The organism is Nocardia thraciensis (assembly GCF_054782435.1).
In genome coordinates this window covers 429,631-446,700 of sequence record NZ_BAAGSM010000018.1, presented here as the reverse complement: position 1 = coordinate 446,700, position 17,070 = coordinate 429,631, and the positions used below count along the sequence as shown (strand labels likewise).

General features: G+C 67.1%; 18 protein-coding genes and 2 pseudogenes. 6 read left to right on the top strand and 14 right to left on the bottom strand.

Annotation, left to right across the window (positions count from 1 at the left end; translation table 11 throughout):
• Positions 1-26: 26 nt before the first annotated feature.
• A complete protein-coding gene (locus ACYVLQ_RS11470; protein ID WP_460697456.1) occupies positions 27-1,274 on the bottom strand; it encodes an ATP-grasp domain-containing protein in 1,248 nt (415 codons plus the stop codon).
• A 155-nt stretch (positions 1,275-1,429) separates the two neighbouring features.
• Positions 1,430-1,783 carry a hypothetical protein gene (locus tag ACYVLQ_RS11465; RefSeq protein WP_460697371.1) on the bottom strand — a complete coding sequence of 118 codons (354 nt, stop codon included), beginning with the start codon at positions 1,781-1,783 and terminating at the stop codon, positions 1,430-1,432.
• Between the two features lie 363 nt (positions 1,784-2,146).
• Between ACYVLQ_RS11465 and ACYVLQ_RS11460 the strand changes: the two genes are divergently transcribed.
• From ACYVLQ_RS11460 to ACYVLQ_RS11450, 3 genes are all read left to right on the top strand, one after another.
• Positions 2,147-3,040 carry a helix-turn-helix domain-containing protein gene (locus ACYVLQ_RS11460; protein ID WP_460697370.1) on the top strand — a complete coding sequence of 298 codons (894 nt, stop codon included), beginning with the start codon at positions 2,147-2,149 and terminating at the stop codon, positions 3,038-3,040.
• Complete coding sequence (locus ACYVLQ_RS11455; protein WP_460697369.1) at positions 3,037-3,246, top strand: DUF397 domain-containing protein; 210 nt, start codon at positions 3,037-3,039, stop codon at positions 3,244-3,246. Before ACYVLQ_RS11460 ends, ACYVLQ_RS11455 begins: the two co-directional genes overlap by 4 nt.
• A 79-nt stretch (positions 3,247-3,325) precedes the next feature.
• Positions 3,326-3,913: a hypothetical protein gene (locus ACYVLQ_RS11450; protein WP_460697368.1), complete on the top strand. Its 588-nt coding sequence runs from the start codon at positions 3,326-3,328 to the stop codon at positions 3,911-3,913.
• Between the two features lie 72 nt (positions 3,914-3,985).
• On the opposite strand, the gene arfB is transcribed toward ACYVLQ_RS11450, so the two are convergent.
• From arfB to ACYVLQ_RS11405, 9 genes and pseudogenes are all read right to left on the bottom strand, one after another.
• Positions 3,986-4,414, bottom strand: coding sequence for an alternative ribosome rescue aminoacyl-tRNA hydrolase ArfB (gene arfB / locus ACYVLQ_RS11445; RefSeq protein WP_460697367.1), 429 nt, complete (start codon positions 4,412-4,414; stop codon positions 3,986-3,988).
• Positions 4,415-4,632: 218 nt separating this feature from the next.
• The gene (locus tag ACYVLQ_RS11440) at positions 4,633-5,766 is read right to left on the bottom strand and encodes an LLM class flavin-dependent oxidoreductase (RefSeq protein ID WP_460697366.1); all 1,134 of its coding nucleotides are present in this window, start codon (positions 5,764-5,766) and stop codon (positions 4,633-4,635) included.
• A complete protein-coding gene (locus ACYVLQ_RS11435) occupies positions 5,763-6,239 on the bottom strand; it encodes a DUF1684 domain-containing protein (protein WP_460697365.1) in 477 nt (158 codons plus the stop codon). Before ACYVLQ_RS11435 ends, ACYVLQ_RS11440 begins: the two co-directional genes overlap by 4 nt.
• Complete coding sequence (locus ACYVLQ_RS11430; protein ID WP_460697364.1) at positions 6,236-7,600, bottom strand: NtaA/DmoA family FMN-dependent monooxygenase; 1,365 nt, start codon at positions 7,598-7,600, stop codon at positions 6,236-6,238. The genes ACYVLQ_RS11435 and ACYVLQ_RS11430 overlap by 4 nt, the downstream gene beginning before the upstream one ends.
• 7 nt (positions 7,601-7,607) lie before the next feature.
• Positions 7,608-8,687: an LLM class flavin-dependent oxidoreductase gene (locus ACYVLQ_RS11425; protein WP_460697363.1), complete on the bottom strand. Its 1,080-nt coding sequence runs from the start codon at positions 8,685-8,687 to the stop codon at positions 7,608-7,610.
• Positions 8,688-9,122: pseudogene (locus tag ACYVLQ_RS11420) on the bottom strand (ATP-binding cassette domain-containing protein); the annotation flags it as partial.
• Positions 9,123-9,364: 242 nt separating this feature from the next.
• Positions 9,365-9,823, bottom strand: a pseudogene (locus ACYVLQ_RS11415) (LLM class flavin-dependent oxidoreductase); the annotation flags it as partial.
• Positions 9,824-9,852: 29 nt separating this feature from the next.
• Complete coding sequence (locus ACYVLQ_RS11410; RefSeq protein ID WP_460697362.1) at positions 9,853-10,617, bottom strand: amino acid ABC transporter ATP-binding protein; 765 nt, start codon at positions 10,615-10,617, stop codon at positions 9,853-9,855.
• On the bottom strand, positions 10,614-11,561 hold the full coding sequence (locus ACYVLQ_RS11405; RefSeq protein WP_460697361.1) for an amino acid ABC transporter permease: 948 nt from the start codon (positions 11,559-11,561) through the stop codon (positions 10,614-10,616). Before ACYVLQ_RS11405 ends, ACYVLQ_RS11410 begins: the two co-directional genes overlap by 4 nt.
• 240 nt (positions 11,562-11,801) lie before the next feature.
• On the opposite strand from ACYVLQ_RS11405, the gene ACYVLQ_RS11400 reads away from it, so the two are divergent.
• Together ACYVLQ_RS11400 and ACYVLQ_RS11395 are read left to right on the top strand one after the other, a co-directional pair.
• Positions 11,802-12,665, top strand: a complete 864-nt coding sequence (locus ACYVLQ_RS11400) for an SDR family oxidoreductase (protein ID WP_460697360.1) — start codon at positions 11,802-11,804, stop codon at positions 12,663-12,665.
• A gap of 80 nt (positions 12,666-12,745) precedes the next feature.
• Complete coding sequence (locus ACYVLQ_RS11395; protein ID WP_460697359.1) at positions 12,746-13,387, top strand: hypothetical protein; 642 nt, start codon at positions 12,746-12,748, stop codon at positions 13,385-13,387.
• A 212-nt stretch (positions 13,388-13,599) separates the two neighbouring features.
• Here ACYVLQ_RS11395 and ACYVLQ_RS11390 read toward each other — a convergent pair whose 3' ends face one another.
• Complete coding sequence (locus ACYVLQ_RS11390) at positions 13,600-14,118, bottom strand: flavin reductase family protein (RefSeq protein WP_068024074.1); 519 nt, start codon at positions 14,116-14,118, stop codon at positions 13,600-13,602.
• Positions 14,119-14,488: 370 nt separating this feature from the next.
• Here ACYVLQ_RS11390 and ACYVLQ_RS11385 point away from each other — a divergent pair, with 370 nt between their 5' ends.
• A complete protein-coding gene (locus tag ACYVLQ_RS11385; RefSeq protein WP_460697455.1) occupies positions 14,489-15,766 on the top strand; it encodes an IS701 family transposase in 1,278 nt (425 codons plus the stop codon).
• Between the two features lie 2 nt (positions 15,767-15,768).
• Here ACYVLQ_RS11385 and ACYVLQ_RS11380 read toward each other — a convergent pair whose 3' ends face one another.
• Together ACYVLQ_RS11380 and ACYVLQ_RS11375 are read right to left on the bottom strand one after the other, a co-directional pair.
• On the bottom strand, positions 15,769-16,119 hold the full coding sequence (locus ACYVLQ_RS11380; RefSeq protein WP_460697358.1) for a hypothetical protein: 351 nt from the start codon (positions 16,117-16,119) through the stop codon (positions 15,769-15,771).
• Positions 16,120-16,420: 301 nt separating this feature from the next.
• On the bottom strand, positions 16,421-16,996 hold the full coding sequence (locus ACYVLQ_RS11375) for a hypothetical protein (RefSeq protein ID WP_460697357.1): 576 nt from the start codon (positions 16,994-16,996) through the stop codon (positions 16,421-16,423).
• Positions 16,997-17,070 lie beyond the last annotated feature (74 nt).

Sequence of the window (17,070 nt, the reverse complement as noted above, 5' to 3'; positions counted from 1 at the left end):
CCCGTGAGCCGTTGCTGTCGAACGGATTAGATGTAGAAGTCGAGCTCTTCTTGCCGCTTCAGCAGATCCCGCAGAGTGTACGGGTCGTCGCCGACGAAGTACAAGAGGCCCCAATGGTTTCCGTATGCGGTGCGTTTGGTGACTTTTTCCTCTCTCGGTGCCGTGAGCTCGTGTGAATCGAAGTAATCGTGGTCCTCGGTCTCTTCCGGCAGCGACAACTGATTGACCACCCGCCGCCGCGGGTACACGCCGAAGCAGCCCGCGTGCACCTTCGCGTCCACCACTTCCCGCGGGAAGAACGACGTGATCTCCTCTTCGGTCGTCTTCGGATCGAAGGCCAGGACCAGCGCGTGGTACGCGTTGAACCCGTAGGCCCGCTCGAGCAGTTCGAATACCTTGAATCCCGGTGGACGATAGGCGACTTCGCCGAAGTACATTTCGCCGTCGCTGGTCACGAAATATTCGGGGTGTACGAATCCGAATTCGATGTCGAATGTCTTGATCAGCTTTTCCACCTGCCGGGTGATCTCCGGCCGGTACCGCTCGAGCTCCGGCGTCGCCGGGACGAAGACGGAGTAGCCGAGGGTCACGTATTCGGAGATGTTCAGGAAGCGGATCTTCCCGTCGTGTATCCACGCCTCGACCGCGAACTCCCACCCGTCCAGATGGGATTCCATCAGCACCGGGAAATCCTCGTCCGGGATCGTGTCGACCTCGTCGGGCGTGCGTATGACCCGGTGGCCGAGGCAGCCCGCCTTGTCGAATGCCTTGATGTGGATCGGGTCGTTCGGGTCGCCGTCGAGCTTCAGCAGGGTCTGGTTGACGCGGCGCAGGAATCGGATGACGTCGTCGCGCTCGTGGGCCTCCTCGAAGATTCCCACCCGAATACCGCCGAGTTGTGCACGCCGCTTCATCAGTGCCTTGTCGCGCAGCAGCATCGCCTGCCCGAACAGCCGTGGGTTGTCGAGCAGCACGGAGTTGATCGCACCGGCCCACTCGACGGTCTCCTCGAAGATGGGAATGGCTACGTCGACACCCTTCTCGAGCAGCGTTTCCGCGATCTCCAACGAACGCTCGTTGAGACGTTCGAAATTCCATGGAATATAGGGAATTCCATGCTCTGCACAGTAATCTTTCGCCCACTCCGGAGCCACCACGATATACCTGCGGTCGAATCGGTCGACCGCCTCCACCGCATTCAGACTCCACCCCAGTAGGGCTACATATCCTTTGTTCGGGTCCCGATCTCTCGTTCCCCGTGTTGCAGTTGACAAACCTGTTCCCCTCTCGACCTCTGAGCCGGTCTGGTGATCCGGGGCGTCATCTCTTATGGCGCAGCGCCTTTCCACTCGTCACTGCTCAGGAGTACCCCGGATGTGCCGAAATCAAACCGTCACTCGCCCAAAGACATTGCGGGCGTGGAGAAATATCAAGAAGCGTGTCGGTCGCTCGCCGAGTGTTGTCGGCGTGTGGATTCGGGATTGATGTGGCCGAATGCCACCAGCGTGGTGAATGCGGCTCGTTTGCGCGCGCAACCGTGGTCGCGGTGCAGTTGCAGGGCGCGGTGGGCATCGGCGAGTGTCAGTGGGCGGGTGGGCATATCGCACGTCCACGCCTGCGGCCACTCGATCGGTCGTAGCGGGCGGCGCGCCCCGGGCGGTCGAGTCGCCGGGAGCGAACGGCGCGGTTCTTCGGTGGGCCAGACGCATCCGACCGCGATCACCGCGCAGCCGCACGCGGCGAGGGTCGCCACGATGCTGGACAGCACGTACCAAATACTCACGATCAGCCCACCTCCCTCGGGCGACTCGGATTAGGATGGTGTTCGTCCCACTGTTCGGCGTTCTGTTCGGGTGCATCAGCAACGGGTCCGGTTGGCTGATTCATCGGTACCTCGGTTCGTCGTCGGTCTGGACGCCCGACCCCAAGGAGTAGGGGGGTTCGGGATTCGAATTCGTGGAGCAGCTCCCTCCGAGCGCGCAGTCAGCTCAGCTCAGAGGCGGTCGCAATGGTTGGCATTACGGGGAATCCACTCGAACCGAGGCATTTCGCGAGAGTGGCGTCCGAGCACATCGGAACAAATATCCAGAGATTCCCCAGGGCGATATCCAAATCTGAGCTCTTCGCATCCAGAGCAGGAGGTTCGATGTCCGAAACCAGCTCCACCACGCCCGGGTCCACGGTCCCCCGACGACAGCTCGGGCGGTACCTGCGAGACCTGCGACAACAGGCAGGCATGACGATCGCCGAGGTAGCCCGGCTCATCGAGCGCGGGGCGTCGACGGTGCAGCGGCTCGAGACAGGGGGCGCTGGCACCATCCAACTCGAGGACGTGGAAGCGATCTGCCAGGTCGTGGGGGCCGACCCGACGATCACGGAGGCGCTGAAAGGGTTGGCGCAGCAGGGCAGTACGACGAGTTGGTATCACCAGTACGGAGATCTGATCCCGGTGAGCTTCGATGTCTACATGGGGTTGGAGTCGGCCGCAGCCACATGGACTTCGTATGTGGAGCTGGTACCGGGCATTCTCCAGACGCCCGACTATGCCCGAGTGTTGTACCGAATCGGTCACCCGGGCGATCTCGACAACGAGATCTCCCGCCGCGTCGAGATGCGGATACGCCGTCAGATCTTGATCACACGGAAAACGCGTCCTGCCGCAGTCGATGTGATTCTCGACGAGTCGGTTCTCCATCGTATTGTCGGCAATCGGCGGATCATGGCCGCTCAACTGCGTCACCTTGCCGACCTGAGCACTCGTTCGAACATCGAGATCCGGATCCTGCCGCACTCGGCAGGCATACCTCTCGGAGAGCTGACCGGGCCGTTTATCATTCTCGACTTCGGGATCGGCCCGAATCGCTTGCCCATCGAACCGTCGGTCGTCTACGTCGAGAGTTACCGCGGTGCCCTGTATTACGAGGAGGAGCGAGATGTTCGGGCTTACCGCGACGCCCATAGGGCGCTGGGCCGTGTAGCGTTGACGACACAGACCAGCAGGGATCTGCTCAGGAAGACGGCAAGGGAGTATTCGGTATGAGCGTTGATCTTTCAGACGCCTCCTGGTTCAAGAGCAGCCGCAGCGGAGCCAACCAAGAGTGCGTGGAGGTCGCTTTCCTGGACGACGGCCACGTCGGCATCCGCGACTCCAAGAACCCCACCGGCCCCGCCCTCGTCTTCGCCCCCACCGAGTGGGATGCCCTACTGACCGGCGTGACGAACGGAGATCTCCACCGCGCCAGCTAAATTCAACAGCGACACAGGGCGGCCCCGCCCCACTGTGAGTGGAGCGGGGCCGCTCTCATGCCGAGGAAGGAACACCACCGTGACTACCGGCCCGGCCCCCATCCACTACCCCAGCGACAAGACCATTCGCGAACTCACCCACTGGATGCTCGATCAGCATCAGGGCTGGGATTCGCCGCCGCTGTTCTTCGGGCTCGCCGCGGATTCCAGCGGCGAGCTCGCCGTGCCCGCGGGACCGTTGCACAACGACGAGACCGACGCGTCCCAGATGGATCCGGTGCACTATCTCGCCGCGCAGATGAAGCATTCGGGAATTCCGCTGTGGGGCTTCGGACTTCTCTTCGAGGGCTATTGCGAGGAGTTCACCCCCGAGGAGACCGCCTCGGGCGAGATGCGCCGAATCATGCTCGAGGGCCGCCTCCCCGACCGCCCCATGGCGGAGGAGATGTGCAACGCGGTCATCTACGACGCCCGCGGCAACGAGTGGGTCGCCCTCACCTACCGCTACCTCCCCGAACGCGGCATCTCCGAATTATTCACCCCCGCAATGGAAATCACCCGACCTCCGCTCGGCTTGTCCGGCTACCTCTGGTCCGCGGCCCTCCTCCTCGATCCGGCCAACCGCCCCCGAGTCCTGGAAATGGTCGCCGCCAGCGAAGACGAGTAACCTGTCCCGGGCGTTGCCGGTGGACGCGGGTCAGGACCGGCACAGTTCGCCGACCAGTGGCGCTGCCCTCAACTAGTCGTCGGGGGAGATGCGGCGGTTGCGTTTGGTGATGCCACGCCGCTTCTTCGCGGAGATGCGCCGTTCCTGTGCCCCGCGCGTGGGCTTGGTGGCGCGGCGGACGGGTGGCGGGGCGGCAGCGGCGTCACGCAGTAACGAGGCCAGGCGTTCGCGGGCGGCCGCGCGGTTCTGCGGCTGTGCGCGCTGCTCCGATGCGGCGATGGTGAGAACCCCGTCGACCAGGCGGGTGGCCAGGCGGTCGAGCATCCGGGCGCGCAGCCGGTCCGGCACCGAGGGCGAGTTGGCGAGGTCGAACGACAGCTCGACCCGGCTGTCGGTGGTGTTGACGTGCTGCCCGCCCGGACCGGACGAGCGCGAGAAGCGCTCGCGTAGCTCGGATGCGGGTATCACCAGCGCGCGAGTAACGGCCAGGTCTGCTGCCATGATCCACCGTTCCTCCCGATCAGCGTGTCGACCGGTCTGGTCTCGACCGCCTGGTGACCTCGTCATCCACGATAGCGATGACCTTGTGGGGCCAGGGGTGAGGTAGCCCAGGCCCATGCCGAGCAGCAGGGGCAGGCCGTGGTTGTCGTGCAGGAGCGTGTCGACCACGGCGAGCACCGGGACCACGGAGAGGAGCGGGCGGGATTCATGGCATGTCATCAAGCGGCGCGCACGTGGGACAACCCCCATTCCCGCGCCAGCAGGCGATGTGAGTTCAGGCGGTCCTCGTGGCGGTGGGTCACCGAGGTGACGACCAGTTCGTCGGCGCCGGTCAATTGCTGCAGGGCCGTGAGGCGTTGGGCGACACTTGCCGGGGTGCCGACGAATTGGGTTGTGACGCGGTCGCGTACCAGGCGCTGCTGTTGTTCGGTGAGTGGGGCCGCGGTGTCGGGATCCTGGTATTCGGCCGCGCCCGCGCCGCTGCGGATGCTGTAGACCCAGTGACCGTACGTGGATGCCAGGTGCTTGGCGGCCGCATCGTCCTCGGCGACAACCACATCCGCCGACACCACCAGATACGGTTTCGGGTAGCGCTCCGAGGGTCGAAACGACTCCCGGTATGCGGCAACGGTTTCCAGGATGTTCCCCGGAGAGACGTGGTAGTTGGCGGCGAACGGCAGGCCGAGCTTCCCCGCGAGCTGCGCACTCTCACCGCCGCTCGAGCCGAACAGCCACAGGTCCAGCTCCGCGCCCTCGCCCGGCACCGCGTGCAGCGCAATGCCTTCCGCGGTGCGGTACCGCCCCTCCAGCAGCGCGCGGATCTCCTCGACCTGCTCGGTGTAGTCGATGGACTCCGCGCCCGGCAGCAGCAGCGCTTCGAATGATGCCGCGAGCCGCGAGGTGTCGAGTCGCTGCCCCGGGGTGAACGGCGGCGGCAGTACCACCCCGTCGCGCACCTCGGTCGGGCGTTCCGGCGCGGGCACCGGCGGGACCCCGGCCGAACGGAGCTGGGCGGCCCGGTGCGCCGAACGCCCGAGGCCCAGGTCGAGGCGGCCCGGATACAGCGCGTCTATGGTGCCGAACGCCTCCACCACCGACGCCGACGTGTGATGGCCGAGCTGCACGGCGGCCGAGCCGACGCGAATCGTCTTGGTGGCGGCCGCGATCAGCGCGATCAGCGTCGCGGTCGACGAGCTGGCCACCTGCACGAAATGATGCTCGGCAAGCCAGTAGCGCCGATAGCCCCAGGACTCGGCGTGCCGGGCCAGGTCGACGCTGTTGCGCAGGGCCTGCTGCGGGGTGGAGCCCGCGCTGACCGGCGACAGATCCAGAACCGACAGTGGGACGCTCATCTCGCCACCTCCGGCCGCGGGTTCTTCTCGCCCGCCTCGACGGCGACGGTGAGCCGGTTCTCCGCGGGCGCGACCGGGCAGGTGGCGTAGTCGGTGAAGGCGCACGGCAGATTCTGCGCTCGATTGAAGTCGAGCACGATGCTGCCGTCGACACTGCGCTCACCGACACGGATGGCGAGGCCCGGCGCTCCTTCGCCCGGCGTCAGCTCCGTACGGCCCGCGAGCGGCTCCCCGTTCAGGGTGAGCCCGTCCGCGTAATCCGCTGTCACAACGACGTTCTCGCCGTCGACCCGCCACCTGCCCGGAATGCCCTCGACGGCCTCGTCCGCCTCGCCGAGCCAATGCAATCCGGTCAGGCTCAGCCAGCCCAACGGCTCGCGGGCCCAGGCCTCGCGCTCGGCATGCCAGGTGTGCCATTGCTTTTCGAACTCCTCGGCGGACCTGTTCCCGCTCGCGGTGGTGACCGTGCTCATGACGCCCGTACTCCTTCGCTGCTCTGGTGGGGATGGCGCAGACCCAGGTGCTCCCGCAGGGTCGTGCCGGTGTACTCGGTCCGGAAGCTGCCGCGCTCCTGCAGTTCCGGGACGACCTTCTCGACGAATTCGTCCAACCCGCCGGGAGTCAGGTGCGGGACGAGGATGAAGCCGTCGGCGGCGTCGTTCTGCACATAGCGATCGATCTCGGCCGCCACCTCGCTCGGGGAGCCGACGAACTGCTGCCGTGCGGTGACCTCGATGATGAGTTCGCGAATGCTGAGATCGTCCGCCTCCGCCCTGGCCCGCCAGGCCTCGGCGACGGCGCGCGGATCCTTGGCGTGCCGCACCCGGCCCCGGGTGATGTCGACGTTGTCGGCCGGTTCCACCTCCGGCAGCGGCCCGTCCGGGTCGTAGCCGGAAAGGTCACGGCCCCAGACCTGTTCGAGGAAGGCGATCGCCGTCTGCGGCCCGACCTGCTGGAGCCGGATGTGCCGGGCCCGCTCCTCGGCGTCGTCGCGGTTGTCACCCAGTACGAAGGCCGCCGCGGGCAGGATCTTCAGATCGTCCCGGGCACGGCCGTATTTCGCGAGCCGTCCCTTCACGTCGGCGTAGAACTGCTGCCCGTCCTCGAGTTCGCCGTGGCGGCTGAAGATGGCGTCGGCCTTGGCGGCGCCGAATTCGCGGCCCTCGTCGGAATCGCCCGCCTGCAGCTGCACCGGATAGCCTTGCGGGCTGCGCGGCAAGACGAACCGGCCCTCGATATCGAACTGGTCGCCGTCGATGCGCACGGTCGGCGTCGGTTGCGCGAAGATCCCGCGCTCGCGGTCCACCAGCAGCGCCCGCTCGGGCCAGCTGTCCCACAGCGCCCGGGTGGCATCGACGACCTCGGCGGCCCGCACATACCGCTTGGCGTGCTCGAGGTAGCCGCCGCGGCGGAAGTTCTCGCCGGTGAACGCGTCGGAGGAGGTTACCGCATTCCACGCGGCGCGGCCGCCGGAGAGATGGTCCAAGGTGGCGAATTGCTTTGCCAGTTCGAAGGGTTCGTTGAAGGTGGTGTTGATGGTCCCGGCCAGTCCGAGATGCGTCGTCACCCCGGCGAGCGCCTCCAGCACGGTGGAGGTGTCCGGGCGTCCCACGACGTCCAGATCGAAAATGCGCCCGCGGTGCTCGCGCAGCCGCAGCCCCTCGGCGAGGAAGAAGAAGTCGAACAGGCCGCGCTCGGCGGTGCGGGCCAGATGCACGAACGAGTCGAAGTCGATCTGGCTGTGCGAGTCCGGATCGCTCCAGACCGTGGTGTTGTTGACGCCCGGGAAGTGGGCGGCGAGGTGAATCTGCTTGCGTACCTTGTTGTTAGACATGTCGTCCTCAGGCGGTGGTCGCGTAGCGGTTGGCTGGACGCGGCAGGCCGAGCCGGTCACGCAGGGTCGGGGTGAGGCGGGGCAGCTGGGCGGCGAAGGCGGCCAGCGCGAGCGGGCGCAGCACGATGCCGTCGCCCGCGCATTCGGTGCGCGCCCGCTCGATCAGCTCGCGCAAGGTCTGCGGGGTTCCGATGTGGCGCAGCGTGTTCGGCGCCGGTGTCGGAGTCCATGCCTCGAGTTGCACGATATCCGCTTCGGCTTGGTCGACTGTCCGCGCCACATGCACATCGATATCGACCAGCACCCGAACGAGATTCGGGTCGCGCCCCGCCGCCGCGGCCGCGGCCCGCAGTTCGCCGCGGAGTGTGGCGGCGCTCGCGAGATCGGCGGCGGCGATCCTGATCAGGTCGGCGCGATGCACCGCCACCCGGGTGCTGTGCGGATCCGCGGCACGGACCGCGACCAGCGGCTGTCCCTGCGGTGGGCGCGGTGTGATCGACGGGCCCTTCACCGAGAAGTTGTCTCCGGCGAAGTCGATGTAGTGCAGCCGGTCCCGATCGATGAATCGGCCCGTGGCCTGGTCGCGGATCTCGGCGTCGTCCTCCCAGCTGTCCCACAGGCGGGTCGCGACCTCGATCGCCTCGTCCGCCTCGTGCCACAGCGACGGCTCGTCCTGTTCGCCCTTGCGCCCGAACAGCTTCGACTGCTCCCGCGAGACGGTGACCTCCCAGCCCGCGCGGCCGTAAGTGGCGAAGTCCAGGCTCGCAATGGCTTTGGAGATGTGGAACGGTTCGGTGTGGGTCACGGTGGCCTGCGGGACCAGTCCGATCCGGTGCGTCGCCGCGGCGGCGCGGGCGGCGATGCCGACCGCCTCCAGTCGTCCGGCCGCGCCCTCGCTCTGCAGGGCGAACGAGTCGGGCAGACAGGCGAAATCGATACCGGCGGCGTCGGCGGCGGTGATGGCATCGAGCCAGTAACCCGCGGTGAACAGGTCCTCCGCACGGGAGTCGGCACGCCGCCACGACGCCGGATGCGCGCCGGCGCCGGACAGCTCGACACCGAGCAGGAGCGGATTCGGCAGGGTCATTCAGGCCGTCCTTTCGATCGGGGCGGGCCGGGTGTCGGCGCCCGGGATGGCCGACAGCAGCTCGCGGGTGTACTCGTGCCGCGGTGCGTCGAACAGCGCGGCGGTGGTAGCTGTTTCGACGATCCGGCCCGCGCGCATGACCGCCACCCGGTCGGCGATGCGCCGGACCACGGCCAGGTCGTGGGTGATGAACAGGTAGCTCAGCTCGAGGTCGCGCTGCAGCCGTTCGAGCAGTTCGAGGATCTGCGCCTGGACCGAGACGTCGAGGGCCGACACCGGCTCGTCGAGCACCACCAGGTCGGGGCGCAGGGCCAGGGTGCGCGCGATCGCGACCCGCTGCCGCTGGCCACCCGACAGCGCGGCGGGACGGCGGTTGCGGTAGTCGGTGGGCAGCGCGACCTGCTCGAGCAGTTCGTCCACCCGCTCGGCGCGGTCTCTTCACCTTCCGGCACAGAAGCGTCGAAGCGCAGCGCGCCCAGGACTCGGCTCGGGATGCGCTGGCGCAGAGTCGGAGCCACCTCGGACTGGAACAGTTCGAGGCTTTCTCGGTGCTGTTTGCCGGTGAGGCCGTCGCTGTCGGCGGAGAGGTGGATGACCTCGTGGCCGAACTGGTCGTGGTAGCGCTGGATCTTCTCCAGAATCTGCCGGGGGCTGCCGATCAGGGCGGGACGGAACCGCCCGCTCCACGTGACGCTGTCGCTGCCCCACAGCAACCGGAACAGTTCGTAGCCTTCATGATTACGGTCCCACTGGTCCTTGGCGGTGACGTGGAACAGCTGCGCCTGGGCCGCGCCGTTGTCCTTGCCGATGATCAGCTCCAGCCGCCCGCCGGACAGGTTGTCCAGCGTCGAGTAGTCCTCGAACGCGCGCACCGGATCGAGCAGGCTCAGCGTCGTGACGCCGGTGAACAGGGCGATCCTCGAGGTCACCGCCGCAATGTGGCTGAGCACCACCGGCGGTGCGGAGGAGATGAACGGATTCTCGTGCCGCTCACCGATGGCGAACCCGTCGTATCCGAGTTCCTCGGCGAGCCGGGCACTGTCGACCGCACGCCGCAACCGCCGGGCCGGGGACTCGACAGCGCCGGTCACGGGGTCGGGTTGATGCGTGATCAGGGTCAGCAGCAGAAACTTCATGCGGCGCTCACTTTCTCGAATGGAACCGCTCAGAGCACATGCGCGAGAAACGCCTTGGTGCGCGGATGGTCCGGGTTGTCGAACACCCGGCCGGGCGGCCCCTGCTCGATGATCTCCCCGGAGTCCAAAAGCACCACGGTGTCGGCGATCTCGCGGGCGAAGCCGATCTCGTGCGTGACGATCACCAGGGTCGCGCCGTCGCGGGCCAGGTCTCGGATCACCGCCAGCACCTCACCGACCAGCTCCGGATCCAGCGCGGAGGTGGGCTCGTCGAACAGCACCACGGCGGGACGCAGGGCCAGCGCCCGCGCGATCGCCACCCGCTGCTGCTGCCCGCCGGACAGGCGGCGCGGATACTCCGCGGCCTTATCGCCCAGGCCGACCCGCTCCAGCAGTTCCGCCGCCTCGGACTCCACCTCGGACCGCGGTCGGCCCTGCGCGGAAACCGGTGCCAGCGAGACGTTTTCGAGTGCCGTCAGATGCGGGAAGAGATTGAAGTTCTGGAAGACGAATCCGATGCGCGACCGCTGCCGCAGAATGTCCCGCTCGCTCAGCTCGTACAGCTTGGTGCCCTTGCGCCGGTAGCCGACCAGTTCGCCACCCACCCGCACGGATCCGGCATCGACCTTCTCCAGGTGGTTGATGGTGCGCAACAGGGTCGACTTGCCGGAACCGGACGGGCCGAGGATCGCCGTCACCTCTCCCGGCCGCACCGCCAGGTCGATGCCCCGCAATACCTCCGTCGCTCCGAAATGCTTTCGCAGTCCGCGTAATTCGACCGCGTACTCGCTCATCGGCGCTCCCCGGTGATCTCGGCGATCTTGCCCCGCACGCGCTGCCACGGCGTCGGCGGCAGCTCTCGCTGGCTGCCCTTGGCGAAGTGCCGTTCGATGTAGTACTGGACGATGGTCAGCACCGTGGTGAGCACGATGTACCAGACCGTGGCCACCATCAGCAGCGGCACCACCCGGCCATTGCGTCCGAAGATCACCTGCACCTGATAGAACAGCTCGGCGATGGCCATCACCGACACGATCGAGGTGCCCTTGAACAGGCTGATCACCTCGTTGGCCGCGTTGGGCAGGATGCCGCGCATCGCCTGCGGCGCGATAATGGTGAAGAACTGGCGGCGCCACGGCAGGCCCAGCGATTTCGCCGCCTCCAGCTGACCCGGATCCACCGAGATGATCCCCGCGCGAATGATCTCCGCCGAGTACGCCGCCTGATGCAGCGCCAGCCCGATGACCGCCGCGGTGAATCCACTGATCACGCCGTTGACGTCGAAGGTGAGAAATGCCGGGCCGAACGGGATTCCGATCGACAGCCGCTGATAGAGGTAGGCGATATTGAACCAGAACAGCAGCTGCACGATCAGCGGGATCGACCGGAACGCCCACACGTAGACCCAGGCGATCACCTGCAGCACAGGGATTTTCGACAGTCGGGCCACCGCCAGCCAGATGCCGAGCAGGAAGCCGACCAGCGTGCCCCAGAATGTCAACTCGACGGTCACCTTCAGGGCCTCGAGCACCGAGCGGGCGGTGAAGTAGCGCGCGAACGTCGGCCAGTCCCACCCGGGATTGGTGATCAGGCCGTGCGTGAACTGGGCCACCAGGACCAGGGCGATCGCCGCGGCCAGCCATCGCCACGGATGCCAGGTGCGCGCGACGGGCAGCGTATCCTCATCGTCCGCCGCCACGGCGCGGGTGTCGGCGGACTCGGCTGCCAGTGTGCTCATGGAAATCGCGATCCTCCATCGGTCCTGGCGGTAGCGCTGCGCACCGGTCCTGCATGCACGAACGTAAGGGAGTCCCGACCCGATGTCTGCACTCCCGATCACCGTGAATCCAACTGTTGGCGAACGGTTTTCCCCAGCGGGAACGGGAAATCCACAAACGACCGATGCCCTGTGTACACAGTTGTTCGCAATGCTCTATTGTGAACAGCGTTGTTCTCAGATCTGCTAGGAGATCCGCACATGAAAGACCTGACCGGCCGGAAATGCCTGATCACCGGCGCGGCCAGCGGCATCGGCCGGGCCACCGCGCTGGCCGCGGCGCGCGCGGGAGCGCACCTGGTCCTGACCGATATCGCCGAGCCGGGACTGCACGAGACGGTGCGGTCGGTCGAGGCCGCGGGCGGCCGGGTGCTGACGGCGCAGGCGCTCGACGTATCCGACTACGAGTCCGTCACCGCGTGGGCCGACCGCGTGCACGCCGAACACGGCAGCCTCGACGTGGTCATGAATATCGCGGGCATCGCCACCTGGGGCACTGTGGAGAACCTCGAGCACCGCCACTGGCGCTCGGTCATCGATGTGAACCTGATGGGCCCCATCCACATCATCGAGAACTTCCTGCCGCCGATGGTGCGGGCGGGGCGCGGCGGGCATCTGGTCAACGTCTCCTCGGCCGCCGGTCTGCTGGCGCTGCCGTGGCACGCCGCCTACAGCGCCAGCAAGTTCGGGCTGCGGGGCATCTCGGAGGTGCTCCGGTTCGATCTGGAGCGGCACCGCATCGGCGTGAGCCTGGTGGTGCCCGGGGCGGTGCGCACGCCGCTGGTGGGCACGGTGCAGATCATCGGCGTGGACCGCGACGACCCTCGGGTACGCAAGTTCATCGGCCTGTTCGAGGGGCACGCGGCGACGCCGGAGAAGGTCGCCGATCGGATCATCGCGGGTATCAAGCGCAACCGCTATCTCGTGCACACCTCCTTCGACATCCGCGTGGCCTATTGGTTCGCGCGCAAGTGGGCGCTGCCCTACGAGATCGTCATGCGGATCGCGAACCGCCAGTTCAGCAGGCTGCTCGCGGATCCGGAACGGGCATCCACGACCCCGTAACCCCGGTTTTGCTTGCGCAACTGTGACATTCGTGGCTCAATCCGAATGGATGTGGCAGTTGTACCGAGCGGGGACCGCCGATGATCACTCGGAATTCGCATCGCTGGGTGCCGACCGGCGAAGCGGACATGGTGGAGCTGCGTGACCCGGTGTCCGGGCGCGCGGTGCAGATCGTGCGACCCGCCTCGGACGAGTTGTCCGGCGAGCTGCTGGTCGAGACCGAGGAGCTGGTGTTCCGCTGGGCGAATCTGTCCACCCAGGCCGGCGCCGAGGCCGAACTCGACTCCCGGGACACGCCCTCGGTGCTGCGGACGCTGAGCTGGCTCGGCGCGCTGTGGGCGGTGGTCTGCGAGACCCGGCTGGGCAAGTCGGCCGACGCCATCATCCGCGATCTGGACTACCGCGGCGGGTGGCGGCAGATCCGCGGCGCCGACGAGGCCCGGCTGTGGGACGGCCTCACCCAGCGGGTGCGGCTCGGCGCGCTGGCCGCGCTGACCGAGGACCCGCGGGCGGTGGAGGCTTATCGCAGCGCGTGCGTCGATCCGCCGGACGTCGGTCCGGTCCTGGTGCAGCACACGCTCATTCACCTCGACGCCTTCAGCCAGGACATGCGGCGGCACAAGTTGCACGCGCGGGGCCTGGCGGCCGCGCTGGTGGCGCACACCGACCCCCTACCCGCCCCGCGCCGACGCCTGTGCTTCCGCCCCGCCCACCCCTACTGACCCGAGATACCCCGCCCCTCACAGGCTTTCGGGGCATCTAACCGGTAACCCCGCTTCACAGCGGAGTGGTGCCGAGGACCGCGCCGATCCACGCCGGGTTTACCCAGGACCAGTGTTTGTCATCCGAATCATCTACCGGCATAGGCGATTCGGATGCTGAGCGGCGTAGGAAGCCCGGCAACCCGGGCAGGGTGAAGGTCAGATCGTGCGAGTCAGGCCACGCCATTGCGGGCCTCCTCCGGGTGCAGGCGGCGGAAACGGCTGCCGTGGAAGACCAGCGGGTCGACCTCGGCGCGCGTGGCCAACCGACGTACCCGAAGGATGACCACGTGATGGTCCCCGGCGGGCACCTGGGTCTCGATCACGCCCTCCAGCCACGCGGAGGCACCGTCCACGAACACCGCGTGGCCCGCGCCGTGATATAGATCCAGGTCGCGGAAGCGGTCCCCGTTGCGCGAACTGAGCGAGCGGGCGGCCCCGTGCTGATCGGTGCCCAGCAGGCTCAGGCCCAGGTAGCTCGCCGCGGACAGGCGGGGCCACGTCGTGGAGCTGTTCTGCACGCAGAACGACACCAGCGGCGGATCCAGCGACACCGGAACGAAGGTGCTCACCGCCAAACCGTGTGGGGTACCGCCGATTTCGGCACAGACCGCGACGACCCCACTCGGAAAGGCGGCGAACGCTCGGCGCAGTCCGGCGCCGTCGGCGGGAATCTCGTGCAGCTCAGCCATGATTCACCAGCTCGGTCTCGGAAACGTCGGCCACGGTTCTGCTCATGTGTCGCTCCCCAGTGTGCGCCTCATATGCGCGCCGAGCGCGGCAACCTGCACCCGGCGCACCATCACTACAACATCACCCCGACCCTGCCCGCGAGGGTTTCGCTCGTCGCGATCCCATCCCGCCCACCCCGTCCGTCGGGGTTGACGCCCGGACCGCCGGCACACTTGCCGGGTCTTCCCCACCTACTTCGCCGGAGCCGGGACGAACGGCTGGTTGACGGTGGACAAGTTCAGTTAGTACTGCAACTGCACTCGCGTGATTCGGTGCTGGTAGACCTGTCGGGTGGTGTTGGATCGTGCTGTGGCCGAGCTGGATTCGTTGATGGCGAAGATCGGTGAGTGGTTCACTCGTGCCGAGCCGCGGGGCCGGGCGCGTGAGTACGTGTCCGGGCTGGTCGCGGGCCTGGAACGCAAGAATGGGTGGACGCTCGCCGAACGTTGTGGTGAGGGTAGCCCGGAGGGGATGCAGCGGCTGCTGCGCGCGGCGGATTGGGATGTCGACGGTGTCCGTGACGACGTGCGGGACTATGTGGTCGCCCATCTCGGCGACCCGGAAGCGGTGCTGGCCGGTGACGAGACCGGGTTCCTGAAGAAGGGCATGAAATCCGCTGGCGTGCAACGGCAGTACTCCGGCACGGCCGGGCGGACGGAGAATTGCCGGATCGGGGTGTTTCTGGCGTACGCGTCCAAGCACGGGCACGCTCTGGTCGACCGGGAACTGTATGTTCCCGAGTCGTGGACATCCGATCGGGACCGGTGCCGCGATGCCGGGATACCCGACGAGGTCGAGTTCGCGACCAAGCCGCGGCAGATGATCGCGATGCTCGAGCGGGCGTTGGCCGCGGAGGTGCCGTTTGCGTGGTTCACCGCCGATGAAGCCTACGGTCAGGCCGGTTACTTGCGGGGCTGGTGCGAGGACCACGACGTGTTCTATGTGATGGCCACCCGCTGCGATCACCCGCTGAGCACCCGGGCCGACCGGATCGCCCGTGCCGACGACCTCGTTGCCGAGTTCGGTGACCGCACTGGCAGCGGTTGTCGGTCGGTGCCGGCGCGCACGGCCCGCGCGAATACGACTGGGCACGACGTCAGATCGACGGCACCTGGGCCAGCGGGCGCGGGCACTGGCTGCTGGCTCGGCGCAGCATCAGCGACCCCACCGAGATCGCCTACTACCTCTGCTACGGCCCGGCCACCGCCAGGTTGGTCGATCTGGCCTGGACAGCCGGGTCGCGCTGGCACGTGGAAGAAGCATTTCAGCAGGCCAAAGGCGAGGCCGGGCTCGACCACTACCAGGTCCGCAAATGGCGGGCCTGGTATGCCCACATCACCCTGTCGATGCTCGCTCCGGCCTGGCTCGCGGCAACGAAAACTCTTGCCGCAAAGGGGGACTCGCCGACCGCGAAGTCGGCATGATCACATTCACGCTACCGGAGATCCGTCGCCTGCTCATCGCATTCGTGCTGACCCGGCTCAATCCCGCCGATCACATCTGGGGCTGGTCGACGCCGCCAGCACCAAGCCCGGTTATCGCATTACCGGCGCCGCGGCCACCCACTCACCTGAGTGCAGTTGCAGTACTAAGCGTTCGAGCGTCTGACCCTATGCCGGTGTTTGAGTGAACGACCCAGCGGTTCGAGTTCCGACCCCGTTGTCTCTCAGCGATTCTCGCGCTAGAGCCAGCATGGCAAGTCCCGCGTCGCGGATGATCAGATCCAAATCGTTCAGCACCGCCGCCAGGTCACCGGCGTTGTCGCTCAGCGACTGATCTCCGGTGGCGTCGACTCGTTGGCGGACGGCGTGCAACCGCAGCCCGGCATCGAACAAGTGCCGAACCAGACGGTCGCTGTGCTTCGCGAACGCATCATCCTGGAACGCGAAATTGGGCTCGGCGAAGGAAACTTCCACCAACGGCGAACGAACTACAGCCGCAACGGCGTTGTGCTGTGTCACTGGGGCACCTCGGTCCCACTCAGATCCCACAGCCCCCGGCCACACAACCGCAGCCAGACCGCAAGACGGATACCTGGAGTGTAGGCCCGCCGCATCCCGAACAGCAGGGTTGTCAGGTCACAACCCGCAACGATTCGCCAGACCACTGCCGAACCGCCGAATGGATTGGAGGTGCGCCGACGACGGAGCCCCGGCGCGGAGAGCTATGCTGTCCGACACCGAGGCCCATCTGTGGCCGGAGTCACATTGCTGCGATAACCGCAGGCCACGACTCCGAGAGCGTCTGTTTGCCCAGGTCAGATCACTTCCCCGGGAAAGGCGAATTGACCGTGGTGAAGTATTGCGCAGCGGCCAGGATGGCCACGGGGGCGGTGACCAGGATCTGTCCGGCCAAGGTGCCCAGGGCGCCGATGGCGACGATGCCGCCGAGGCAGCCGACCACCGCGGCGGGCACGAAGGGCCCGAACATGCCGACGATGGTGGCCGCGGCGACGGTCGCGCCCGCGATGCCGCCCAGGACGCAGCCCACCGCGCCGCCCGCGATGCCGCCGACCAGGGTGCCGATGGTGGCTCCCGCGCTGATAGTGCTGGTCATTCGGGTCCAGGCGGCGAGTTCGCGGTCGTAGGGCGTCTTGAACGGCGCCACATCCTCGTACGGCAGGGCCACCGGCTGGTAGACGGCGTGGGCGAGGTCGAACTGCGGGGTCAGGGTCGCGGTGCGGTCGTGGATCTCCGCGGCGATCGGGAAGACGAAATCATCCACACGGAACGATAATTCGGTGCCCGCGACGGTGGTCCCGGTGGCTATCCCCAGGGCCGCGGTCACCAAGGCGGCGACCACGGCGAATTGCGTCAATTTCACAAGCTTGTCCCTCATCAGGCTGCGGCACATCCGCTGCGGTGCATCGGTGGGTGGCGGATTCGCCGGAACTGCCGCTGCGGCACGGGCCG

Excerpts from the sequence above, each read along its gene's own strand:
- arfB (WP_460697367.1), bottom strand. The coding sequence starts at position 4,414 with ATGGCAGCAGACCTGGCCGTTACTCGCGCGCTGGTGATACCCGCATCC.
- ACYVLQ_RS11455 (WP_460697369.1), top strand. The coding sequence starts at position 3,037 with ATGAGCGTTGATCTTTCAGACGCCTCCTGGTTCAAGAGCAGCCGCAGC.
- ACYVLQ_RS11390 (WP_068024074.1), bottom strand. The coding sequence starts at position 14,118 with ATGGCTGAGCTGCACGAGATTCCCGCCGACGGCGCCGGACTGCGCCGA.
- ACYVLQ_RS11435 (WP_460697365.1), bottom strand. The coding sequence starts at position 6,239 with ATGAGCACGGTCACCACCGCGAGCGGGAACAGGTCCGCCGAGGAGTTC.
- ACYVLQ_RS11425 (WP_460697363.1), bottom strand. The coding sequence starts at position 8,687 with ATGACCCTGCCGAATCCGCTCCTGCTCGGTGTCGAGCTGTCCGGCGCC.
- ACYVLQ_RS11410 (WP_460697362.1), bottom strand. The coding sequence starts at position 10,617 with ATGAGCGAGTACGCGGTCGAATTACGCGGACTGCGAAAGCATTTCGGA.
- ACYVLQ_RS11405 (WP_460697361.1), bottom strand. The coding sequence starts at position 11,561 with ATGAGCACACTGGCAGCCGAGTCCGCCGACACCCGCGCCGTGGCGGCG.
- ACYVLQ_RS11440 (WP_460697366.1), bottom strand. The coding sequence starts at position 5,766 with ATGAGCGTCCCACTGTCGGTTCTGGATCTGTCGCCGGTCAGCGCGGGC.
- ACYVLQ_RS11460 (WP_460697370.1), top strand. The coding sequence starts at position 2,147 with ATGTCCGAAACCAGCTCCACCACGCCCGGGTCCACGGTCCCCCGACGA.
- ACYVLQ_RS11385 (WP_460697455.1), top strand. The coding sequence starts at position 14,489 with ATGGCGAAGATCGGTGAGTGGTTCACTCGTGCCGAGCCGCGGGGCCGG.
- ACYVLQ_RS11395 (WP_460697359.1), top strand. The coding sequence starts at position 12,746 with ATGATCACTCGGAATTCGCATCGCTGGGTGCCGACCGGCGAAGCGGAC.
- ACYVLQ_RS11400 (WP_460697360.1), top strand. The coding sequence starts at position 11,802 with ATGAAAGACCTGACCGGCCGGAAATGCCTGATCACCGGCGCGGCCAGC.
- ACYVLQ_RS11375 (WP_460697357.1), bottom strand. The coding sequence starts at position 16,996 with ATGAGGGACAAGCTTGTGAAATTGACGCAATTCGCCGTGGTCGCCGCC.
- ACYVLQ_RS11430 (WP_460697364.1), bottom strand. The coding sequence starts at position 7,600 with ATGTCTAACAACAAGGTACGCAAGCAGATTCACCTCGCCGCCCACTTC.